Below are 17,778 nucleotides of genomic sequence, written 5' to 3' on the forward strand. Positions count from 1 at the left end.
GGTGGGGGCTTGTCGCGCAGTTCCCCGCGCCCCTAAAGACCAAAGACCTTAGGGGCGCGGGGAACTGCGCAATCTTTTGGGGGTTCGGGGGCGGAGCCCCTGAGTCAGGGACGGGAATGGGTAGGGGCGGCGGGGGCGAGAAAAGCCCGTGGTCAGCCCACCCGGCGGGCGCCCTCCGACGGCACCGCGGGGAACACCCGCGGCGCCGTGTAGCCCGCCGCCGCGAAGGACTCCTCGATCGCCTTGGTGATCGTGTCGGCGTCGGCGGACTCCACCAGCACGATCGCCGAGCCGCCGAACCCGCCCCCCGTCATGCGAGCGCCAAGCGCCCCGGCCTCGTTGGCCGTGGCGACGACCAAGTCCAGCTCCGGACAGGAGATCCGCAGATCGTCCCGCAACGAGGCATGCCCGGAGGTGAGGATCGGGCCGATGCCACGCACATCCCCCGCGTCCAGCAAGGCGATGGCCTCGTCGACCCGGTGGTCGTCCGACACGACATGGCGTACGTAACGACGGATCCGCTCGTCCGACAGCCGGGCGAGGGACGCGTCCAGGTCCTCGTACCGGACGTCCCGCAGGAACGGGACACCGAGCAGCCGTGCCCCCTCCTCGCAGCCCTCCCGCCGCTCCGCGTACTCCCCGTCGCCCAGCGCGTGCTTCACACGGGTGTCGACCACGAGGAGCCGCAGCCCGTGGGCGGGCAGGTCGAAGGGGACCTGGCGGATGGAGAGGTCACGGCAGTCGAGGTGGAGGGCGTGGCCCTCCGTGGAGCAGGCGGACGCCGTCTGGTCCATGATTCCGCAGGGCACGCCGACGAAGTCGTTCTCCGCGCGCTGGGAGACCCGGGCCAGCTCCGGCCCGGACAGGCCGAGGTCGAACAGGTCGTTCAGCGCCAGGGCCGTGACCACCTCCAGTGCGGCCGACGACGACAGGCCCGCGCCCGTCGGGACCGTGGACGCGAGGTGGATGTCCGCGCCGGTGACCGCGTGACCGGCCTCGCGCAGCACCCAGACGACCCCCGCCGGATAGGCGGCCCAGCTCGTGTTCGTCAGCGGCGCCAGCTCGTCGACGTGCAGTTCGACGACCGGGCCCTCGATGTCGGCCGAGTGCAGGCGCAGTACGCCGTCGTCGCGGCGCGAGACCGCCGCCACCGCGGTGTGCGGCAGCGCGAGCGGCATCACGAAGCCCTCGTTGAAGTCCGTGTACTCACCGATGAGGTTGACCCGGCCGGGTGCCGCCCAGACACCGTCGGGGGCAGCCCCGTAGAGCGCCTCGAAGCCTTCCCCTACCTGGCCTTCTGCTGCCTGCTGTGCCCCCACTAGCTCTCCTTCGACTTCGACTTCGACTTCGACTTCGTGACGCCCTGCTCCGCGATGTTCTGCGCGAACTCCCACGCGTCCGCGACGATCCCCGCGAGATCCGCGCGGGACGGGTTCCAGCCGAGCCGCTCGCGGGCGGTGGCCGCGGAGGCGACGAGGACCGCCGGGTCACCGGCGCGGCGCGGGGCCGCGACCTCGGGGATCGGGTGTCCGGTCACCTGGCGGACGGTCTCGACGACCTCGCGGACCGAGAAGCCGTTGCCGTTGCCGAGGTTGCAGATCAGGTGCTCGCCCGGCTGCGCCGCCGCGACGGCCAGCAGGTGGGCCTCCGCCAGGTCCGCGACGTGGATGTAGTCGCGGATGCAGGTGCCGTCGGGCGTCGGGTAGTCGTCGCCGTAGACGGAGATGGCGTCGCGGCGGCCCTGGGCGACCTGGAGGACCAGCGGGATGAGGTGCGACTCGGGGTCGTGCCGCTCGCCGCAGGTGCCGTACGCGCCCGCCACGTTGAAGTAGCGCAGCGACACCGCCGCCAGTCCGTGCGCGGCCGCCTCGCCGGTGATCATGTGGTCGACGGCGAGCTTGGAGGCGCCGTACGGGTTGGTCGGGGACGTCGGGGCGGACTCGACGATCGGGGTGGTCTCCGGCTCGCCGTACGTCGCCGCCGTGGAGGAGAAGACCAGCTTGCGGACGCCCGCCGAGCGCATGGCGGCCAGCAGGGCCATCGTGCCGCCGACGTTGTTGTCCCAGTACTTCTCGGGCTTCACGACCGACTCGCCGACCTGCGAGAACGCGGCGAAGTGCAGTACGGCGTCGAAGGTGGAGTCCAGCCACTTGGCGGCGTCGCGGATGTCTCCCTCGATGAATTCGGCGCCCGCCGGGACGCCCTCGCGGAAGCCGGTGGAGAGGTTGTCGAGGACGGTCACCTCGTGGCCCGCCTCCAGCAGATGCTGGGCGACCACGCTGCCCACATAGCCCGCACCGCCGGTGACCAGGTACTTCCCACTCATGAACTCGCTACCTCTCGCAGTCGCTGGGCCGCGGCCTCCGGCGGCACGTCGTTGATGAACACACTCATGCCGGACTCGGAACCCGCGAGGAACTTCAGCTTGCCGGAAGTGCGGCGGATGGTGAAAAGCTCGAGGTGGAGCGCGAAGTCGTCCCGCACCACGCCGTCGAACTCCTCCAGCGTGCCGAACGGCGCCTGGTGCCAGGCCGAGATGTACGGCGTCGGAGGCTCACCTTCGCCGAAGATCCGGTCGAAGCGCCTCAACAGTTCCAGATAGACCTTGGGGAACTCTGTGCGTGCCGCCTCGTCGAGCCCGAGCAGGTCCGGCACGCGGCGGCGCGGGTAGAGGTGCACCTCGTACGGCCAGTGCGCGGCGTACGGCACGAAGGCCACCCAGTGCTCGGTCTCAAGGACGATCCGCTCGCCGGCCAGTTCCTTCTCAAGCACGGCGTCGAAGAGGTTCTCGCCGCCCGTCGCCTCCTTGTGGGCCGCAAGTGACCGCAGCATCAAGGCCGTTCGAGGCGTCGTGAACGGGTACGCGTAGATCTGCCCGTGCGGATGTCCGAGCGTCACACCGATCTCGGCGCCGCGGTTCTCGAAACAGAACACCTGCTCCACGGAGGGGAGATGCGACAGCTCGGCCGTGCGGTCGGTCCACGCGTCCAGGACCAGTCCCGCCTGCTCCTCGGTCAGCTCGGCGAAGGACGCGTCGTGGTCCGAGGTGAAGCAGACGACCTCGCAGCGACCGGAGTCCCCGGCCAGCGACGGGAAGCGGTTCTCGAAGACCGCGACGTCGTACGAGGAGTCCGGGATCTCGCTCAGCCGGTCGCCCTCGGAGGGGCAGAGCGGGCATTCGTCGGCCGGCGGATGGTACGTACGGCCCTGCCGGTGGGAGGCGATGGCCACCGCGTCACCGAGCAGCGGATCGCGGCGTACCTCCGATGTGGTGACCGTCCGGTCGAGCGGGCGCCGGTCCACCGCGTCGCGCACCGTGTCGTCGCGCGAGTCGTAGTAGATGAGCTCACGACCGTCGGCCAGCCGGGTCGAGGTCTTCTTCACGCCGGACTCCCCATCCGTACCCGATCAAAGCATTCAACAGAACCAAACACATCAAACCACAAATCACCACGCCCGTCACCACCACAACCAAACAAAGAACACCACAGCGAAGTGAAGTGAGCGCTGAATGCAGACCCCCACATATCCAGCTCCCACATACCCGGACCCCACGTCACCCGTGCATCTGGCGGCGGAGCTGCGGCTCCCCACCGACTGGCTCGACTACACGATCCTGGCGATCTACTTCGTCGTCGTGCTCGGCATCGGCTTCGCCGCCCGCCGCTCGGTGAAGACCAGCCTCGACTTCTTCCTGTCCGGGCGTTCGCTGCCCGCCTGGGTGACCGGTCTGGCGTTCATCGCCGCCAACCTGGGCGCGACCGAGATCCTCGGCATGGCCGCCAACAGCGCCCAGTACGGCGTCTACACCGTGCACTGGTACTGGATCGGCGCCATCCCGGCCATGGTCTTCCTGGGCCTGGTGATGATGCCCTTCTACTACGGCTCGAAGGTCAGGTCCGTACCCGAGTTCCTGCTGCTGCGCTTCGACAAGGGGGCGCATCTGCTCAGTTCGATCCTGTTCGCGTTCGCCGCGATCCTCATCGCCGGGGTGAACCTCTACGCGCTCGCGATCGTCGTCGAGGCGCTGCTGGGCTGGCCGCAGTGGGTGTCGATCGTCGTCGCGGGCTTCTTCGTGCTCGGCTACATCACCCTCGGCGGGCTGTCGTCCGCGATCTACAACGAGGTGCTGCAGTTCTTCGTGATCCTCGCCGCGCTGATCCCGCTCTCGGTGCTCGGACTGAAGAAGGTCGGCGGCTGGGACGGTCTGACCGACTCCCTGACGTCGTCCCACGGCGCCGACTTCACCACCGCGTGGGGCGGCACCGGCATCGGCAGCGACAACCCGCTCGGCGCCAACTGGCTCACCATCGTGCTCGGCCTCGGCTTCGTGCTGTCCTTCGGCTACTGGACGACGAACTTCGCCGAGGTGCAGCGAGCACTCTCCGCGAAGAACCTCTCCGCGGCCCAGCGCACCCCGCTCATCGCCGCGTTCCCGAAGATCTTCATCGTCTTCCTGGTGATGATCCCGGGGCTCGTCGCGGCCGTGCTCGTACCGAAGATCGGCACCTCCGGGTCGGACCTCCAGTACAACGACGCGATCCCGTACCTGATGGAGGACCTGCTGCCCAACGGCGTCCTCGGCATCGCGGTGACCGGTCTGCTGGCGGCCTTCATGGCGGGCATGGCGGCCAACATCTCGTCCTTCAACACCGTCTTCACCACGGACATCTGGCAGAAGTACGTGAAGCGCGACGAGGAGGACACGTACTACGTGCGCTTCGGCCGCCTCATCACGGCCATCGGCGTCATGGCGTCGATCGGCACGGCCTTCCTCGCCTCCTCCTTCTCGAACATCATGAGCTACCTCCAGACGCTGTTCTCCTTCTTCAACGTGCCGATGTTCGTCGTCTTCATCATCGGCATGTTCTGGAAGCGCGCGTCCATGAAGTCCGGCTTCTGGGGCCTGCTCGCGGGCACCACGGCCGCGATGATCAACTACTTCGTCCTCTACAAGCAGGACGTCATCGGCATCCCCTCCGACCAGGGCGCCAACTTCGTCTCGGCGATCGCCGGGTTCGTGGCCGGCGCGGTGGTCATGTTCGCCGTCTCGCTCTTCACCGCGCCGAAGCCGGCGGAGGAACTCCAGGGGCTGGTGTACGGGACCAGCTCGCCCGGCATGGAGGAGCCGCCGGCCAAGGGCGACGACGCCTGGTACCGCAAGCCGGCCCTGCTCGGCTGGGGCGCGATCATCCTGGCCGCCGCCTGCTACATCCCCTTCTCCTTCTGACGCCCGGAGGCCTGATCAACCATGCCCGAGCACTCTGGCTATTCCGACCGCGACCTCCAGCGCGAAGTCACCGAACTGCAGGGCAGGTCCGCCACCGCGGCCCGCCTGTTCGACATCCGGCGCATCATCGGCGGCCTGTTCGTCGTCTACGGGATCATCGTCACGATCGCCGGCATCACCGAGTCCGACGCCGACATCGCCAAGGCCCAGGACGTCAACATCAACCTCTGGACGGGCCTCGGCATGCTGGCGCTCGGCCTGTTCTTCCTGGCCTGGCTGTGGCTGCGCCCGGTGGCACCGCCCACACCGGACCAGGACACCGAACACCCCGCCGAATAACCGCCGTTCACGCGTACGGGGCCGGAGCCGCACCACGCGACTCCGGCCCCCTGCTCGTGTACCGGGACCGGGATCAGACCTCGGACCCCGCGTCCGGCGCCGGGTGCTGAATCGGCCCCGCACGGTCCAGCAGCCCCGTACGGGCGGCGAGCGCGGCCGCCTCCAGTCGGGAGCCGACGCCCAGCTTCATCAGTACGCGCTGTACGTGGGTCCGCGCGGTGCTCGGCGCTATGCCCATGCCGGCCGCGATGAGCCGGGTGTCCTCGCCGTCGGCCACCCTCACCAGCACCTCGACCTCTCTCGGCGTCAGCATCTGGAGGAGCCGCTGGCCCTCGTCGTCGGGCTGCGCGGCCGGGTTGAGCAGTTCGCTGAAGGCGCCCTGCAGAAGCTGCGGCGCCACGGCCGCCTCCCCCGCCCTGGCCTTCATGATGGCCCGCTCGACACCCTCTATGCGCTCGTCGTGCCGTACGTAACCGGACGCCCCGGCGGCGAAGGCCGCGGCGATTCCGCGCGGATTGGGCACCGGTCCGAGGACCAGCACCGCGACCTGCGGCCGCTCCCGCTTGATCCTCACCACCGGGTCGAATATCCCCGGTTCGGCGGGCGTCGCCGTGCCGATCAGGCACACCTCCGGCGCCCTTGTGATCACCAGCTCCGCCGCTCCCGCGGCAGGCGCGGCCGCGGCAAGCACGCGGTGTCCGCGCAGCTTCAAGGCCGAGGCCAACGCCTCGGCGAGCAGTCGGTGGTCGTCGACCACCATGAGCCGCACTCCCATCGAGCCCAACCCCCCAGTCCCCCCAGGATCCCCACTGGTCCCCCATGGATAGGAGCCCCCCGGCTCTCCATCCCCCGGAAGCTACACGCTTGTTCGACGTTGCGCTTCCCCTACTGGAGAGAAGTGCCCCGGATTTCCGAAATTCCTCGCATTCGCGAGCGATGGGCCGTACGAGAACGACGCCACCCCTGAGCAGGGACGGAGCCGTGATCGACAGGCGAACGTCTGATCGGCGTACGGCCTGCCCGAGATCCCTCGAAGACCTCGGGCAGCCGCCGGACGCCTACTTGGCGCCGAAGCCGATCGCCGCGTACTCCTTGTCGTCCGCGGAGTACGGCGCGCTGATCAGCTCCTGGGCCATGAAGAGCCGGCCGCCGGTGTACCGCATCTCCGAGCTGCTCGGGACGATGCTGCTGATCGCGCTGCGGATCTGGGCCTCGGCCGGGGTCTCCAGGAGCTTGGTCTCCTTGAAGGTCTTGCCGTCGATGGAGACGACCTGGGAACCCTTGTCGTACGGGCCGTTCTTGTACGCGAGGACGTTGCCGCCGTCCATCCGGATCGGCAGGATCTCGTAGCCGTCGCCGGCGTCGGCCCGGTCGCTCGTGGGCTTGCCGGTGGCCAGCGAGAAGGACACGATCTCGTTGACCCGGGAGTACTGCTCGGCGCCCTCGTGCTGCTTGGTCGGCACGTACAGCCGGTCGTTGCCGACCGCGATGGACCGGCAGTTGTGGACCTTGTTCACACCGCAGTCGTGCTCGTACTTGCCGTCTTCCAGTGTGATCTTGGTGCGCAGCTTGCCGCTGTCGTCCAGCGAGAAGACGTCCGTCGCGCCGGACGCGGTGATCTCGCCGGAGTCCACGCCGAAGACGACCGGCTTGGTGGAGATGACCTTGGCGTTGTCGATGCCCGCGGGGAGCTTGTAGCTCCACTTGACCGTGCCGGCCTTCGGGTCGAGGAGCTGGACCTCGTACTTCTCGTTGCCGTAGTCGCCGCACTTGCGGACCGCGACGAGCTGCTCGCCGCCCGCGTAGCCGACGTCCTCGCAGGTGCCGACCTTCGGCTGCCAGAGGATCTTGCCGTTGCTGATGTCGAAGGCGGCGCCGCCGCTGAGGCCGGAGCCGGCCGCGACCGTGGTGCCGGTGATGCTGACTTCCTTGAACGCGGCCTTCTCACCGCCGCCCGGGGCCACGGACTTCGTCCAGAGCGCCTTGCCGGTGTTCAGGTCGAACGCGGTGACCTCGGTGCACTCCGGGTACGGGTTCGCCTTGGTGCGCTTGGCGTCCTCGGCGACCACCACGGCGACGCCGTCCTTGGTGACCTCGGGGGAACCGGCGCAGGTCAGACCCGTCAGCGGCAGCGTCCAGGACTCCTTGCCGGTGTCCGGGTCGTAGCCGACGACCTCGCTGGGGCCGGACTTGGCGTACACCTTGTCCGTCAGCCAGGAGCCGGCGACGCTCCAGACGTCCTTCTTGGGGACCTCCGCCGCGGGCAGCTGGAAGAGGAGCTTGGCGCTGGTGCTGGAGGGCACCTTCTCCGTGCCGCCTCCGCCGCCGACGTCGTCGCCACCGTTGTTGTCGTCCCTGCCCTCGGTGCCGCCGGGGCCCGCGGAGGTGTCCTTCTCGTCGCTCTTGCCGGACGAGTTCGCGTACCAGACACCGCCGCCGACGATGAGCGCGATCGCCACGACGGCCGAGACGATGATCGCCACCTGCGGGTTGACCTTGCGCCCGCCCGACGGAGCCTGCGGCTGCATCGGCAGGGTGCCCGGCTGCTGGTAGCCGTACTGGGGCTGCTGGCCCGGGTAGCCGTAACCGGGCTGCTGACCGGGGTAGCCGTAGCCCGGCTGGGCCGGCGGCGTCTGCGGGGCTCCCTGGGGCGCGCCGGGCGCCTGCGGGTAGCCGTACGGCTGCTGCGGCGGGGCCGACGGGGGCCCGGCCGGGGGCGGCGTCTGGGGTGCCTGGCCCGGCGCCTGCGGGTAGCCGTAGCCGGGCTGCGGCTGCTGCGGGGGCCCGGCGGGCGGAGTGGCGGGCGGCGGGGTGGGCGCACCGAAGCCACCCGGAGGCGGGTCCTGCGGGGCGCCGAAACCGCCTCCCTGGGGCGGCTGGTTGGGCGGCGGGGGCGGCGGCTGACTCATGACGTGTGTACCTCGGATACGAAGGGGACGAAGGTCTGGTGGCCGTGGACGGGCCGGACGGGACGAGCGGGCAGGGCGGGCAGGGCGTGCGGGCCGTGCATGCCGTGCGGGAGAGCCGGCCCGGTCATTTGCCGAAGGCCAGCATCAGCTTCTCCTTGGACTCGTCGTTGCCCGTCAGGCGAGTGGTGGAGAGGTAGAAGCGCCCGTCCACGTAGTCGACGGCCTTCGAGAAGAAGCCGTCCTCGATGTCCGCGGTGCCCTGCGGGTTCTGCAGGAGCTTCCGAGGCGTGTGCGAGCTGCCGCCGGTCGGGATGGAGACGATCCGCCCGCCCGCGTCGTACGAGGGCTGCACGTAGGCGATCAGGTTCGTGCCGTCCAGCTTCATCGGCATCATCGACTCGTCCGCCGGGGACTTGACCCGCCACTTCTCCTTGCCGCTCTCCAGGCTGACGGCGACGACCTCGTTGGCGCCGCTCTTCGCCTCGGTCGGCAGGTAGAGGGTGTTCGCGTCGGCCGCCACACCCCCGCAGCCCTGGAGGTCGCGCGAGAGGATCGCCCAGCCGCACTCGGGCGCGAACGACTCGTCGACGTCGACCTCCGAGCGGACCGAGCCGTCGTTCTTCAGCGTGGTGATGTTCCACTGCTTCTTGTCGGCGTTGGTGAGGTAGATGACCGCGGGGTCGACGGAGTAGGTCCGCTCCACCCGCCAGCCCTTGGGGAACTTCTTGGTCCACTTGGCCTTGCCGGTGGCCGGGTCGAGTTCCTGCACCTCGTCGTGCTCGTCGTCGCCGCCGGCCCCGCAGGACGAGACGGCGAGCAGCTTGGCCCCGCCGGTGAACGCCGACGGGAAGCAGGAGGCGCCGTACTTCTTCTTCTCGAAGAGCTTGTCGCCGCTGCTCACGTCGTAGCCGATGCCGGACATGGAGCGGCCCACGACCAGCGTGTCCCCGACGATGTTCAGGCCGAGCTGAAGAGAGCTGTCGAAGAGGTCACCCTCCGGGATCTCCTTCGTCCAGCCCTTCTTGCCGGTGGCGAGGTCGAGTTCGACGACCTGGTTGCACTCGGCGGTGTCCTTGGTGCCTTCCTTGTACGCCACGAAGACCTTGTCCGCGGACGTCTTCTGCGGGGACACCGCGCAGATCTTCTCCGGGAAGGAGACCGCGGGCCAGCTGACCTTGCCGTCGTCGACGTTGTAGGCGAAGACCTGCTTGTACGCGGCCTTCACGGCGACCTTGTCGGTGACCCACATGCCAGGGGCGTCGGCGCCGGAACCCGGGGCGTCGGGCGCCTCCTTGTACCAGAGCACCTTCGACTCGCCCGCCTGGCGGCCCTCGTTGAGGTCCTCGGTGCCCGCGTTGCCGTCGCCGTCGCCGTCACCGGGGTTGACCGGGGCACCGGACTCCGAGGCCTTGCCGTCCTGGCTCTTGTCGGCGACGGGCTCCTTCTTGGAGTCGTCGCCACTGCCGGAGACGGCCCACACGGTGGTGCCGATGACGAGCGCCGCGGCCAGCGCCGCCCCGATGATCACCGCGGGCTTCCCCTTGAAGGGGTTGCGCGAACCACCGCCCGGCGGCGTCCCGGGCGCACCCGGGAACTGCGGCTGCTGCGGATAGCCGTATCCGGGCTGGCCGTACGGCCCCGGCTGCTGCGGCTGCCCGTACGGACCGGGCTGGGTGTAGGGCCCCGGCTGCTGGCCGTACGGACCCGGCTGGGCGTAGGGACCGGGCTGCTGCGGGTATCCGTAACCGGGCTGCGGCGGGGTCCCCGGCGCGCCCTGCGGAGGCGGCGGCGGAGTTCCCGGCGGCTGGGCTGGCGGCGGAGGCGTGGCTCCAGGCGGCGCCTGCGGCGGACCGAAGCCACCCTGTGGCGGCTGTCCCTGCGGCGGCTGGTCCTGTGGCGCTCCGAACCCGCCCTGCGGCGGCTGGTTGGGCGGCTGAGTCATCAGCGCGTTCCCCCTCTTCACTGATTTTTAGCCATGCCCTGCAGTACGCACCGCAGTAGGCGATGCACTCACAGTGGTTGTCAGACTGCCCAAGAGTGTTCTCGGACGGCTCTTTCTATCACCATGACGCGCTCGAACAAGGGGCCGGTTCCTCCCCTGTTCCCAAGGGAGGACCGGCCCGTGATGCCCTCGTTATGCTCCTTCACGGAGCCTTCACGCCTCGTCTGCGAGCTCCAGCCAACGCATTTCCAACTCCTCGCGCTCGGTGGCCAGTTCGCGCAGGTCGGCGTCCATTTTCGCCACCTTCTCGAAGTCCGTGGCGTTGTCGGCGATTTGGGTGTGCAGCCGGCTCTCCTTGTCGGAGATCTTGTCCAGCTGCCGCTCGATCTTCTGGAGTTCCTTCTTGGCGGCGCGGGCATCGGCCGCGGACACACCGGACTTCTCGGCGGACTGGACGGGCGCGGGGGCGGCGGCCGCCGCGGCCTCCTCCATCTTGTGGCGCCGCTCCAGGTACTCGTCGATCCCGCGCGGCAGCATCCGCAGGGTCGCGTCGCCGAGGAGCGCGAACACCCGGTCCGTCGTGCGCTCGATGAAGAACCGGTCGTGGGAGATCACGATCATCGAGCCGGGCCAGCCGTCGAGGACGTCCTCCAGCTGCGTGAGGGTCTCGATGTCGAGGTCGTTCGTCGGCTCGTCGAGGAAGAGGACGTTCGGCTCGTCCATCAGCAGCCGCAGCAACTGCAGACGCCGGCGCTCACCGCCGCTCAGGTCCCCGACCGGCGTCCACTGCTTCTCCTTGTTGAAGCCGAAGGTCTCGCAGAGCTGGCCCGCGGTCATCTCGCGGCCCTTGCCGAGGTCGACGCGGTCGCGCACGGCCTGGACGGCCTGGAGCACCCGCAGGGCCGGGTCGAGCTCGGCGACCTCCTGGGACAGGTAGGCGAGCTTGACGGTCTTGCCGACCGCGATCCGTCCGGCGGCGGGCTGGGTCTCGCCCTCGGAGAGGGCGGCATCCCTCATCGCCCGCAGCAGGGAGGTCTTGCCCGCGCCGTTCACCCCGACGAGACCGATCCGGTCCCCCGGCCCGAGCTGCCAGGTCAGATGCTTGAGGAGCACCTTGGGCCCGGCCTGGACGGTGACGTCCTTCAGATCGAAGACGGTCTTGCCGAGCCGGGTCGAGGCGAACTTCATCAGCTCGCTGCTGTCCCGCGGCGGCGGCACATCCGCGATCAGCTCGTTGGCGGCCTCGACCCGGAAGCGCGGCTTGGACGTACGGGCGGGCGCCCCCCGCCGCAGCCAGGCCAGCTCCTTCCTCACGAGGTTCTGCCGCTTGGCCTCCTCGGTGGCGGCGATGCGCTCCCGCTCGGCCCGGGCGAAGACGTAGTCGGTGTAACCGCCCTCGTACTCGTACACATCGCCCTTCTGCACGTCCCACATGCTGGTGCAGACCTGGTCCAGGAACCACCGGTCGTGGGTGACGCAGACGAGCGCGGACCGGCGCCGGCTCAGATGCTGGGCGAGCCAGGAGATACCTTCCACGTCCAGGTGGTTGGTGGGCTCGTCGAGGATGATCAGGTCCTGCTCCTCGATGAGCAGCTTGGCCAGCGCGATCCGCCGCCGCTCACCGCCGGAGAGCGGTCCGATCACGGTGTCGAGCCCCTGCGGGAAGCCCGGCAGGTCGAGCCCGCCGAACAGCCCGGTGAGTACGTCCCTGATCTTGGCGTTGCCCGCCCACTCGTGGTCGGCCATGTCCCGGATGACCTCGTGGCGGACTGTGGCCTCTGGGTCGAGGGAGTCGTGCTGGGTGAGCACGCCGAGGTGCAGTCCGCCCGAGTGCGTGACCCGCCCGGTGTCGGCCTCCTCCAGCTTGGCGAGCATCCGGATCAGCGTGGTCTTGCCGTCACCGTTGCGGCCGACCACCCCGATCCGGTCGCCCTCGGACACGCCGAGGGAGACTCCGTCGAGCAGCGCACGGGTTCCGTACACCTTGCTGACTGCCTCGACATTGACCAGATTGACGGCCATCGCACTCCTGACAAGGGGGATCGATCGACCTTCCAGGGTAGTCGCCCGAACGGTTGATCCTTCCGCCCGTCCAGAGGGCGGCTCCCGTAAGCCCCGTAGGCCCCGTAAGGGGCGCGGGGAACTGCGCGACAAGCCCCCACGCACCCGCGGACGACACGCAACCCGCTTACTACCTCCGCTGGGGCGGTATCAGCGCAGAAGCCGGTGCCAGAGAGCGACCCGCCCCGGACTCGGCCAGAGACCGATCATGCACAGGCATGTCATCCCTGACGAGGTTCTCCGGAATGAGCACGGCCGCCGTGACACCCCCGCCCCCGGAGGACCGCAGCTCGACACTCACCCCCTGCCGCTCGGCCAGCCGGTTCACCACGATCAGCCCGATCTGCTTGGCGTCCAGCAGATCGACCTTCTCGGACCGGATCTTCCGGTTGGCCTCGGCCATCGCGTCTTCCTTCATACCGAAGCCGCTGTCCTCGACCTCGATGAGCAGTCCGCCCCGCACCCGCGCGGCCCGCAGCTGCACCTGGGTGCTGGGCGGCGAGAAGGCGGAGGCGTTCTCGACGAGTTCGGCGAGCAGATGGATGACGTCGGCGACCGACCCGCCCGCGACGGAGACGCGGGGCGTGGTCCAGATCCGTACGCGGGAGGCGTTCTCGATCTCCGCGACGGCGGCGCGTAGCACCTCCGTCAGCGGGATCGGATCGCGCCACCCGCGGCCGGGCGCGATGCCGGACAGGATGAGCAGGCTCTCGGAGTGCCGCCGCATCCGGGTGGCGAGGTAGTCGATCCGGTACAGGTCCTGGAGCTCGGCCGGATCGCGCTGGCGCTGTTCCATCGAGTCCAGCAGATCGAGCTGGCGGTGCAGCAGGACCTGGCTGCGGCGCGCGATGCTGACGTACACGCCGGAGATCCCGCTGAGGAGTTCGGCGCGTTCGGAGGCGGCCTTGAGGGCGGCCCGCTGGACGGCGGTGAGGGCGGTGCCGACCTGCGCGAGCTCGTCGCCGACGAGGCGCCGCATGGGTGCCTCGACGTCGATGTCGACGCCCTGCCCGGCGTGCAGCCGCCGCATGGCCTGCGGCAGCCGACGGCCGGCCACTTCGAGGGCGGAGTTGCGCAGGTCGAGGAGTTCGACGATGAGTCCGCGTCCGACGAGCACGGAGACGAGCAGCGAGAGCAGTACGCCGACCAGGCCCAGGACGACGGCGACGCCGGAGGCGCCGAGCGTGTCCCAGCCGAAGGCGTTGGCCTGCGAGACGGCGGCCGTTCCGGCGCTCTTCTCGGCCTTGGCCAGCCCGTCCAGGACGGTCTTCGCGGAGCCGTCCCACCGCGTGAGGAAGCCCGCCGACACGGCCGAGGTCCCGGGCCCGGCGCTGCGCACCCGGTTCTCGATGGCCTGGAGGCTCTCGTAACTCCCGCTCTGCAGAACGGTGTTGTACGCACCCCGGTGTCCGGGCCGGAGATCGGCGACGGCGGGTTCGAGCAGTTGGCGCTGGGTGGCGACGGCGCCGACGAACAGCGCGTACTGGTCCTTGGTGAGCGTTCCGGCGGCCCGGCCGGCGGCGAGGATCGCCTGTTCCTGGGCCAAGGCCTCGCGGGCACGGGCGAGTTCGAGGACGACCCGGGCCTCCGAGGCGGAGCTCGTGCGCGCCTCGCCGGTGAGCGCGCCGGAGACGGCGAAGGCGTGCTCGATCACCGTGGAGTACGCCGTGTGGAGGTCCGTGGTCTTCGCGCCGTCGCCGGAGGCCTCGGCGCGCAGCGCGGGGAGGCCGCTCGCGTCGGTCTCCAGGCGGTCGATGCGCCCGGGCAGCGCGGAGTCGAGCAGTCCGGCGTCGGCGCTGCTGGCGTTGGCGCCGTCGAGGAGCTTCTTGGCGGCGGCGTCGGAGGTCCGGCCGGCGGCGCGCAGTTCGGCGGGGTCGCCCTTGCCGCGGGCGGCGGCGTAGCGCAGGGCGGCGGTCCGCTCGGCCTGTACGGCGGTGACGAACCCGTCGACGGGGACGAGGAGTTCGGCGTTGACCTCCTTGGCCCGCTCGGTGGCGCCGATGCTGGAGGCGGTGGTCACCGCGGCGAAGCCCCACAGGGCCATCAGCGACACGATGGGGAGCATGAGCAGGGAGACGATCTTGGCTCTGACCGATCTGGGTCGCAGCCGGTCGGGCGTGCGTCGGACACGCATGGGGACACCTCGTTCGGAGGGAGGGGGGGACGTACGGTGGCCGGTCCGGGGGCGGCCGCGGGTCGCCCGCCCCCGGCGGCCCGCTCAGGCGGTGGAGAGCTCGACCTGGCGCAGGAGTTCGGCGGCCACGGCGGACTCGGCGCGCTTGCCGGTCGGGGAGAGCGCGACGTACGCGGCGGCCAGGAAGAGGAAGGAGCCGAGGACGACGGCGAGGGGGAAGATGAACTCCGTGGCGGTCGCGCCCGCCAGGGACGCGCTGCTCGGCGCGAGGGAGATACTCACGGCGTACATCGCGGTGTAGTGCATGCTGCTGACCGCGAGACCCATCACGAGGGCGGCCGCGGTGGCGACGACGGGCCCGCGGACGACGAGGCTGAGCGTGAGCGCGGCGGTCGCGGCGACGACGGCGATCGCGACGGAGGCGATGACCAGGGCCGGGTCGTACCGGACCGTGCCGTGCAGGTTGAGTGCCGCCATCCCGATGTAGTGCATGGCCGCGACGCCGAGGCCGGTCCCGAGCCCGCCGAGCAGCACGGCGCGTACGCGGGAACGGCCGTAGCCGGCGGTGAACACGCCCGCGCCGACGACGAGTACGGCGACGACCAGGCTGAGCACGGTCAGCGGGACGTCGAAGCGGATCGGCGTGCCGTCGACGCCGAAGCCGAGCATCGCGACGAAGTGCATGGTCCAGATCCCCGAGCCGATGGCGACCGAGGCCAGCAGCAGCCAGTTCCGTTTGGAGGCACCGTCCGCCTCAAGTGCCCTGACCGTGCACCGCAGTCCGAGTGCCGCGCCGACGCAGGCCATCGCATAGGACAGGACGGGAGTGACCCATCCGGCGCTGAAGTGGTCCATGTGACCCATGGGGAAACCCCTCTCGCCCGCCGCACGGCCTGACCGTACGCACGGAAGTACCGCCGGTAACAAGACACCGGAGGCGGCCGATAATGCCAGCCCGAGACGAGCGGCGGACCAGGACGAAAGGGGTCCAGCCGGGAGATAGATGTGAATTGAACTACAGTGACCTGCATAACACTTGACCTGCATTTATATGCAAGCGACCGGGCCAGGCGGAATCCGCCAAGTACGTCCACACGGCCCACACAAGCCCGCCTGGAACCGTTAACTCCCTTTGTGTAGGCGCCTTCCAGGGCACCTTTCAAGCCAACGATGGCGTCGCTTACCCAAGGGGCGCGGGGAACTGCGCGACCAGCCCCCACGTACCCGCAGCCGACGCACAACCGTCAAACCACAACAGCCCCCGGCACGGGCCCCGCGGCAACACGAGCGCTGCGACAAGTACCAGAAACAACAAGCGCATCCGCAACCTTCACCGCCGCCTCGGCATCACGCACGAGGAACGCGGTCGTCGGCCCGGACCCCGACACCAACGCGGCCAGCGCCCCGGCGGAGGTACCGGCGGCGAGCGTCAGGGCCAGCGAGGGCCGGAGGGACAACGCGGCGGCCTGAAGGTCATTGGAGAGGGCGCCCGCGAGTGCCACGGCGTCCCCCTTCGCCAACGCCCCGAGAAGCCCGCCGGAGGCAACCGGCTCAGGCACCTCCGCCCCTTCGTTGAGGCGGTCGAACTCCCCGTACACGGCAGGCGTCGACAACCCGCCGTCGGCGACGGCGAACACCCAGTGGAAGGTCCCGCCGACCTCCAGGACCCGCAGCTTCTCGCCCCGCCCGGTCCCGAGCGCCGCACCGCCGACCAGGCTGAACGGCACATCACTGCCCAACTCGGCACAGATGTCGAGGAGTTCGTCGCGCGAGGCCCCCGTACCCCAGAGGGCGTCGCACGCGAGGAGCGCGCCCGCGCCGTCGGCGGACCCGCCCGCCATGCCCCCGGCCACGGGAATGTCCTTGGCGATGTGGATGTGCACGCGGGCCTCGCGCCCCGTCCTCGCGGCGAGCTTCTCCACCGCACGGGCCGCCAGGTTCGTACGGTCCAGGGGCACTTGGGAAGCGTCGGGCCCCTCGCACGTCACCCGGAGGGTGTCCGCAGGGGTCACGGTGACCTCGTCGTACAGTCCGACCGCGAGGAAGACGTTGGCCAGGTCGTGGAAGCCGTCGGGGCGGGCGCCGCCCACCGCGAGCTGCACATTGACCTTGGCGGGGACCCTTACCGTCACGCTCGTCGTGCCCGTCACGCTCACTGCTTGCTCTCCGCGATCCGTGCGAACTCTTCCACCGTCAGGGACTCACCGCGCGCCTGGGGCGAGACGCCGGCCGCGACGAGGGCGGCCTCCGCGGCGGGGGCGGAGCCGGCCCAGCCGGAGAGGGCGGCCCGCAGGGTCTTGCGCCGCTGGGCGAAGGCCGCGTCCACGACGGCGAAGACCTCGCGCTTGGAGGCGGTCGTCTTCACCGGCTCCTCGCGCCGCACCAGCGAGACGAGCCCGCTGTCGACGTTGGGGGCGGGCCAGAAGACGTTGCGGCCGATGGAACCGGCCCGCCTGACGTCGGCGTACCAGTTCGCCTTCACGGACGGCACGCCGTAGACCTTCGAGCCGGGCGGGGCGGCGAGCCGGTCGGCGACCTCCGCCTGCACCATCACGAGCGTGCGCTCGATGGTGGGGAAGGTGTCGAGCATGTGCAGGAGTACCGGGACGGCGACGTTGTAGGGGAGGTTCGCGACGAGGGCCGTGGGGGCGGGGCCGGGGAGTTCGGTCACCTGCATGGCGTCGGAGTGGACGAGCGCGAAGCGGTTCGCGCGGGCCGGCATGCGGGCGGTGATCGTCGCCGGGAGTGCGCCCGCGAGGACGTCGTCGATCTCGACGGCGACGACGCGGTCGGCGGCCTCCAGCAGGGCGAGGGTGAGGGAGCCGAGACCCGGGCCGACCTCGACGACCACGTCCTCGGGGCGGACTCCTGCGGTCCTCACGATGCGGCGCACGGTGTTGGCGTCGATGACGAAGTTCTGGCCGCGCTGCTTGGTGGGCCGTACGCCGAGGGCTTCCGCGAGCTCGCGGATGTCGGCGGGACCCAGGAGGGCGTCGGAGGTGGGGCTGCTCACGCCCCAAGGGTACGGGTGGGATGGGGCGGGCCCGCTTTTCGCCCCCGCCGCCCCTACCCATTCCCGTCACTACTCAGGGGCTCCGCCCCCGAACCCCCAAAAGACTGCGCAGTTCCCCGCGCCCCTAAGGTCTTTAGGGGCGCGGGGAAC

Annotated in this window: 14 protein-coding genes; 2 read left to right on the forward strand and 12 right to left on the reverse strand. The window is 70.1% G+C overall.

Annotation, left to right across the window (positions count from 1 at the left end; all coding sequences use genetic code 11):
- Nucleotides 1–152: 152 nt before the first annotated feature.
- Genes galK through galT form a run of 3 tightly spaced genes read right to left on the reverse strand, consistent with a single transcriptional unit; the run spans nucleotide 153 to nucleotide 3,384 of the window.
- Entirely contained in the window at nucleotides 153–1,319 is a 1,167-nt protein-coding gene (gene galK, locus ACIBEI_RS49135; protein WP_398898019.1) for a galactokinase, read from the reverse strand.
- A complete protein-coding gene (gene galE, locus ACIBEI_RS49140) occupies nucleotides 1,319–2,326 on the reverse strand; it encodes a UDP-glucose 4-epimerase GalE (RefSeq protein ID WP_398898021.1) in 1,008 nt (335 codons plus the stop codon). The genes galK and galE overlap by 1 nt, the downstream gene beginning before the upstream one ends.
- Entirely contained in the window at nucleotides 2,323–3,384 is a 1,062-nt protein-coding gene (gene galT / locus ACIBEI_RS49145) for a galactose-1-phosphate uridylyltransferase (protein WP_398898023.1), read from the reverse strand. Before galT ends, galE begins: the two co-directional genes overlap by 4 nt.
- 127 nt (nucleotides 3,385–3,511) lie before the next feature.
- Between galT and ACIBEI_RS49150 the strand changes: the two genes are divergently transcribed.
- Together ACIBEI_RS49150 and ACIBEI_RS49155 are read left to right on the forward strand one after the other, a co-directional pair.
- On the forward strand, nucleotides 3,512–5,230 hold the full coding sequence (locus tag ACIBEI_RS49150; protein WP_398898024.1) for a sodium:solute symporter family protein: 1,719 nt from the start codon (nucleotides 3,512–3,514) through the stop codon (nucleotides 5,228–5,230).
- Nucleotides 5,231–5,251: 21 nt separating this feature from the next.
- A complete protein-coding gene (locus ACIBEI_RS49155; protein ID WP_398898026.1) occupies nucleotides 5,252–5,569 on the forward strand; it encodes a hypothetical protein in 318 nt (105 codons plus the stop codon).
- A gap of 73 nt (nucleotides 5,570–5,642) precedes the next feature.
- Here ACIBEI_RS49155 and ACIBEI_RS49160 read toward each other — a convergent pair whose 3' ends face one another.
- From ACIBEI_RS49160 to rsmA, 9 genes are all read right to left on the reverse strand, one after another.
- A complete protein-coding gene (locus tag ACIBEI_RS49160; RefSeq protein ID WP_398898027.1) occupies nucleotides 5,643–6,344 on the reverse strand; it encodes a LuxR C-terminal-related transcriptional regulator in 702 nt (233 codons plus the stop codon).
- A gap of 283 nt (nucleotides 6,345–6,627) precedes the next feature.
- Nucleotides 6,628–8,478: a PQQ-binding-like beta-propeller repeat protein gene (locus ACIBEI_RS49165; protein WP_398898028.1), complete on the reverse strand. Its 1,851-nt coding sequence runs from the start codon at nucleotides 8,476–8,478 to the stop codon at nucleotides 6,628–6,630.
- Nucleotides 8,475–8,606 (reverse strand): hypothetical protein, encoded by a 132-nt coding sequence (locus ACIBEI_RS49170; RefSeq protein WP_398898029.1) that lies wholly within the window; start codon nucleotides 8,604–8,606, stop codon nucleotides 8,475–8,477. The genes ACIBEI_RS49165 and ACIBEI_RS49170 overlap by 4 nt, the downstream gene beginning before the upstream one ends.
- Nucleotides 8,603–10,420 carry a PQQ-binding-like beta-propeller repeat protein gene (locus ACIBEI_RS49175; RefSeq protein ID WP_398898030.1) on the reverse strand — a complete coding sequence of 606 codons (1,818 nt, stop codon included), beginning with the start codon at nucleotides 10,418–10,420 and terminating at the stop codon, nucleotides 8,603–8,605. The genes ACIBEI_RS49170 and ACIBEI_RS49175 overlap by 4 nt, the downstream gene beginning before the upstream one ends.
- A gap of 213 nt (nucleotides 10,421–10,633) precedes the next feature.
- Entirely contained in the window at nucleotides 10,634–12,442 is a 1,809-nt protein-coding gene (locus ACIBEI_RS49180) for an ABC-F family ATP-binding cassette domain-containing protein (protein ID WP_398898032.1), read from the reverse strand.
- 169 nt (nucleotides 12,443–12,611) lie between these two features.
- Nucleotides 12,612–14,615 (reverse strand): nitrate- and nitrite sensing domain-containing protein, encoded by a 2,004-nt coding sequence (locus ACIBEI_RS49185; RefSeq protein WP_398898034.1) that lies wholly within the window; start codon nucleotides 14,613–14,615, stop codon nucleotides 12,612–12,614.
- Nucleotides 14,616–14,699: 84 nt separating this feature from the next.
- On the reverse strand, nucleotides 14,700–15,479 hold the full coding sequence (locus tag ACIBEI_RS49190) for an MHYT domain-containing protein (protein ID WP_398898036.1): 780 nt from the start codon (nucleotides 15,477–15,479) through the stop codon (nucleotides 14,700–14,702).
- A 380-nt stretch (nucleotides 15,480–15,859) separates the two neighbouring features.
- Nucleotides 15,860–16,765, reverse strand: a complete 906-nt coding sequence (locus ACIBEI_RS49195; RefSeq protein ID WP_398898037.1) for a 4-(cytidine 5'-diphospho)-2-C-methyl-D-erythritol kinase — start codon at nucleotides 16,763–16,765, stop codon at nucleotides 15,860–15,862.
- A 2-nt stretch (nucleotides 16,766–16,767) separates the two neighbouring features.
- Entirely contained in the window at nucleotides 16,768–17,628 is an 861-nt protein-coding gene (rsmA, locus tag ACIBEI_RS49200) for a 16S rRNA (adenine(1518)-N(6)/adenine(1519)-N(6))-dimethyltransferase RsmA (RefSeq protein ID WP_398898038.1), read from the reverse strand.
- Nucleotides 17,629–17,778: the final 150 nt, after the last annotated feature.

Origin of the sequence: Streptomyces sp. NPDC050988, assembly GCF_044456225.1 — a bacterium.
Lineage (GTDB): Bacteria > Actinomycetota > Actinomycetes > Streptomycetales > Streptomycetaceae > Streptomyces.

Coding starts and splice junctions, on each gene's coding strand:
- galE (WP_398898021.1), bottom strand. CDS start 2,326: ATGAGTGGGAAGTACCTGGTCACCGGCGGTGCGGGCTATGTGGGCAGC.
- ACIBEI_RS49180 (WP_398898032.1), bottom strand. CDS start 12,442: ATGGCCGTCAATCTGGTCAATGTCGAGGCAGTCAGCAAGGTGTACGGA.
- ACIBEI_RS49190 (WP_398898036.1), bottom strand. CDS start 15,479: ATGGGTCACATGGACCACTTCAGCGCCGGATGGGTCACTCCCGTCCTG.
- ACIBEI_RS49160 (WP_398898027.1), bottom strand. CDS start 6,344: ATGGGAGTGCGGCTCATGGTGGTCGACGACCACCGACTGCTCGCCGAG.
- ACIBEI_RS49150 (WP_398898024.1), top strand. CDS start 3,512: ATGCAGACCCCCACATATCCAGCTCCCACATACCCGGACCCCACGTCA.
- ACIBEI_RS49170 (WP_398898029.1), bottom strand. CDS start 8,606: ATGACCGGGCCGGCTCTCCCGCACGGCATGCACGGCCCGCACGCCCTG.
- ACIBEI_RS49175 (WP_398898030.1), bottom strand. CDS start 10,420: ATGACTCAGCCGCCCAACCAGCCGCCGCAGGGCGGGTTCGGAGCGCCA.
- ACIBEI_RS49155 (WP_398898026.1), top strand. CDS start 5,252: ATGCCCGAGCACTCTGGCTATTCCGACCGCGACCTCCAGCGCGAAGTC.
- ACIBEI_RS49165 (WP_398898028.1), bottom strand. CDS start 8,478: ATGAGTCAGCCGCCGCCCCCGCCGCCCAACCAGCCGCCCCAGGGAGGC.
- ACIBEI_RS49185 (WP_398898034.1), bottom strand. CDS start 14,615: ATGCGTGTCCGACGCACGCCCGACCGGCTGCGACCCAGATCGGTCAGA.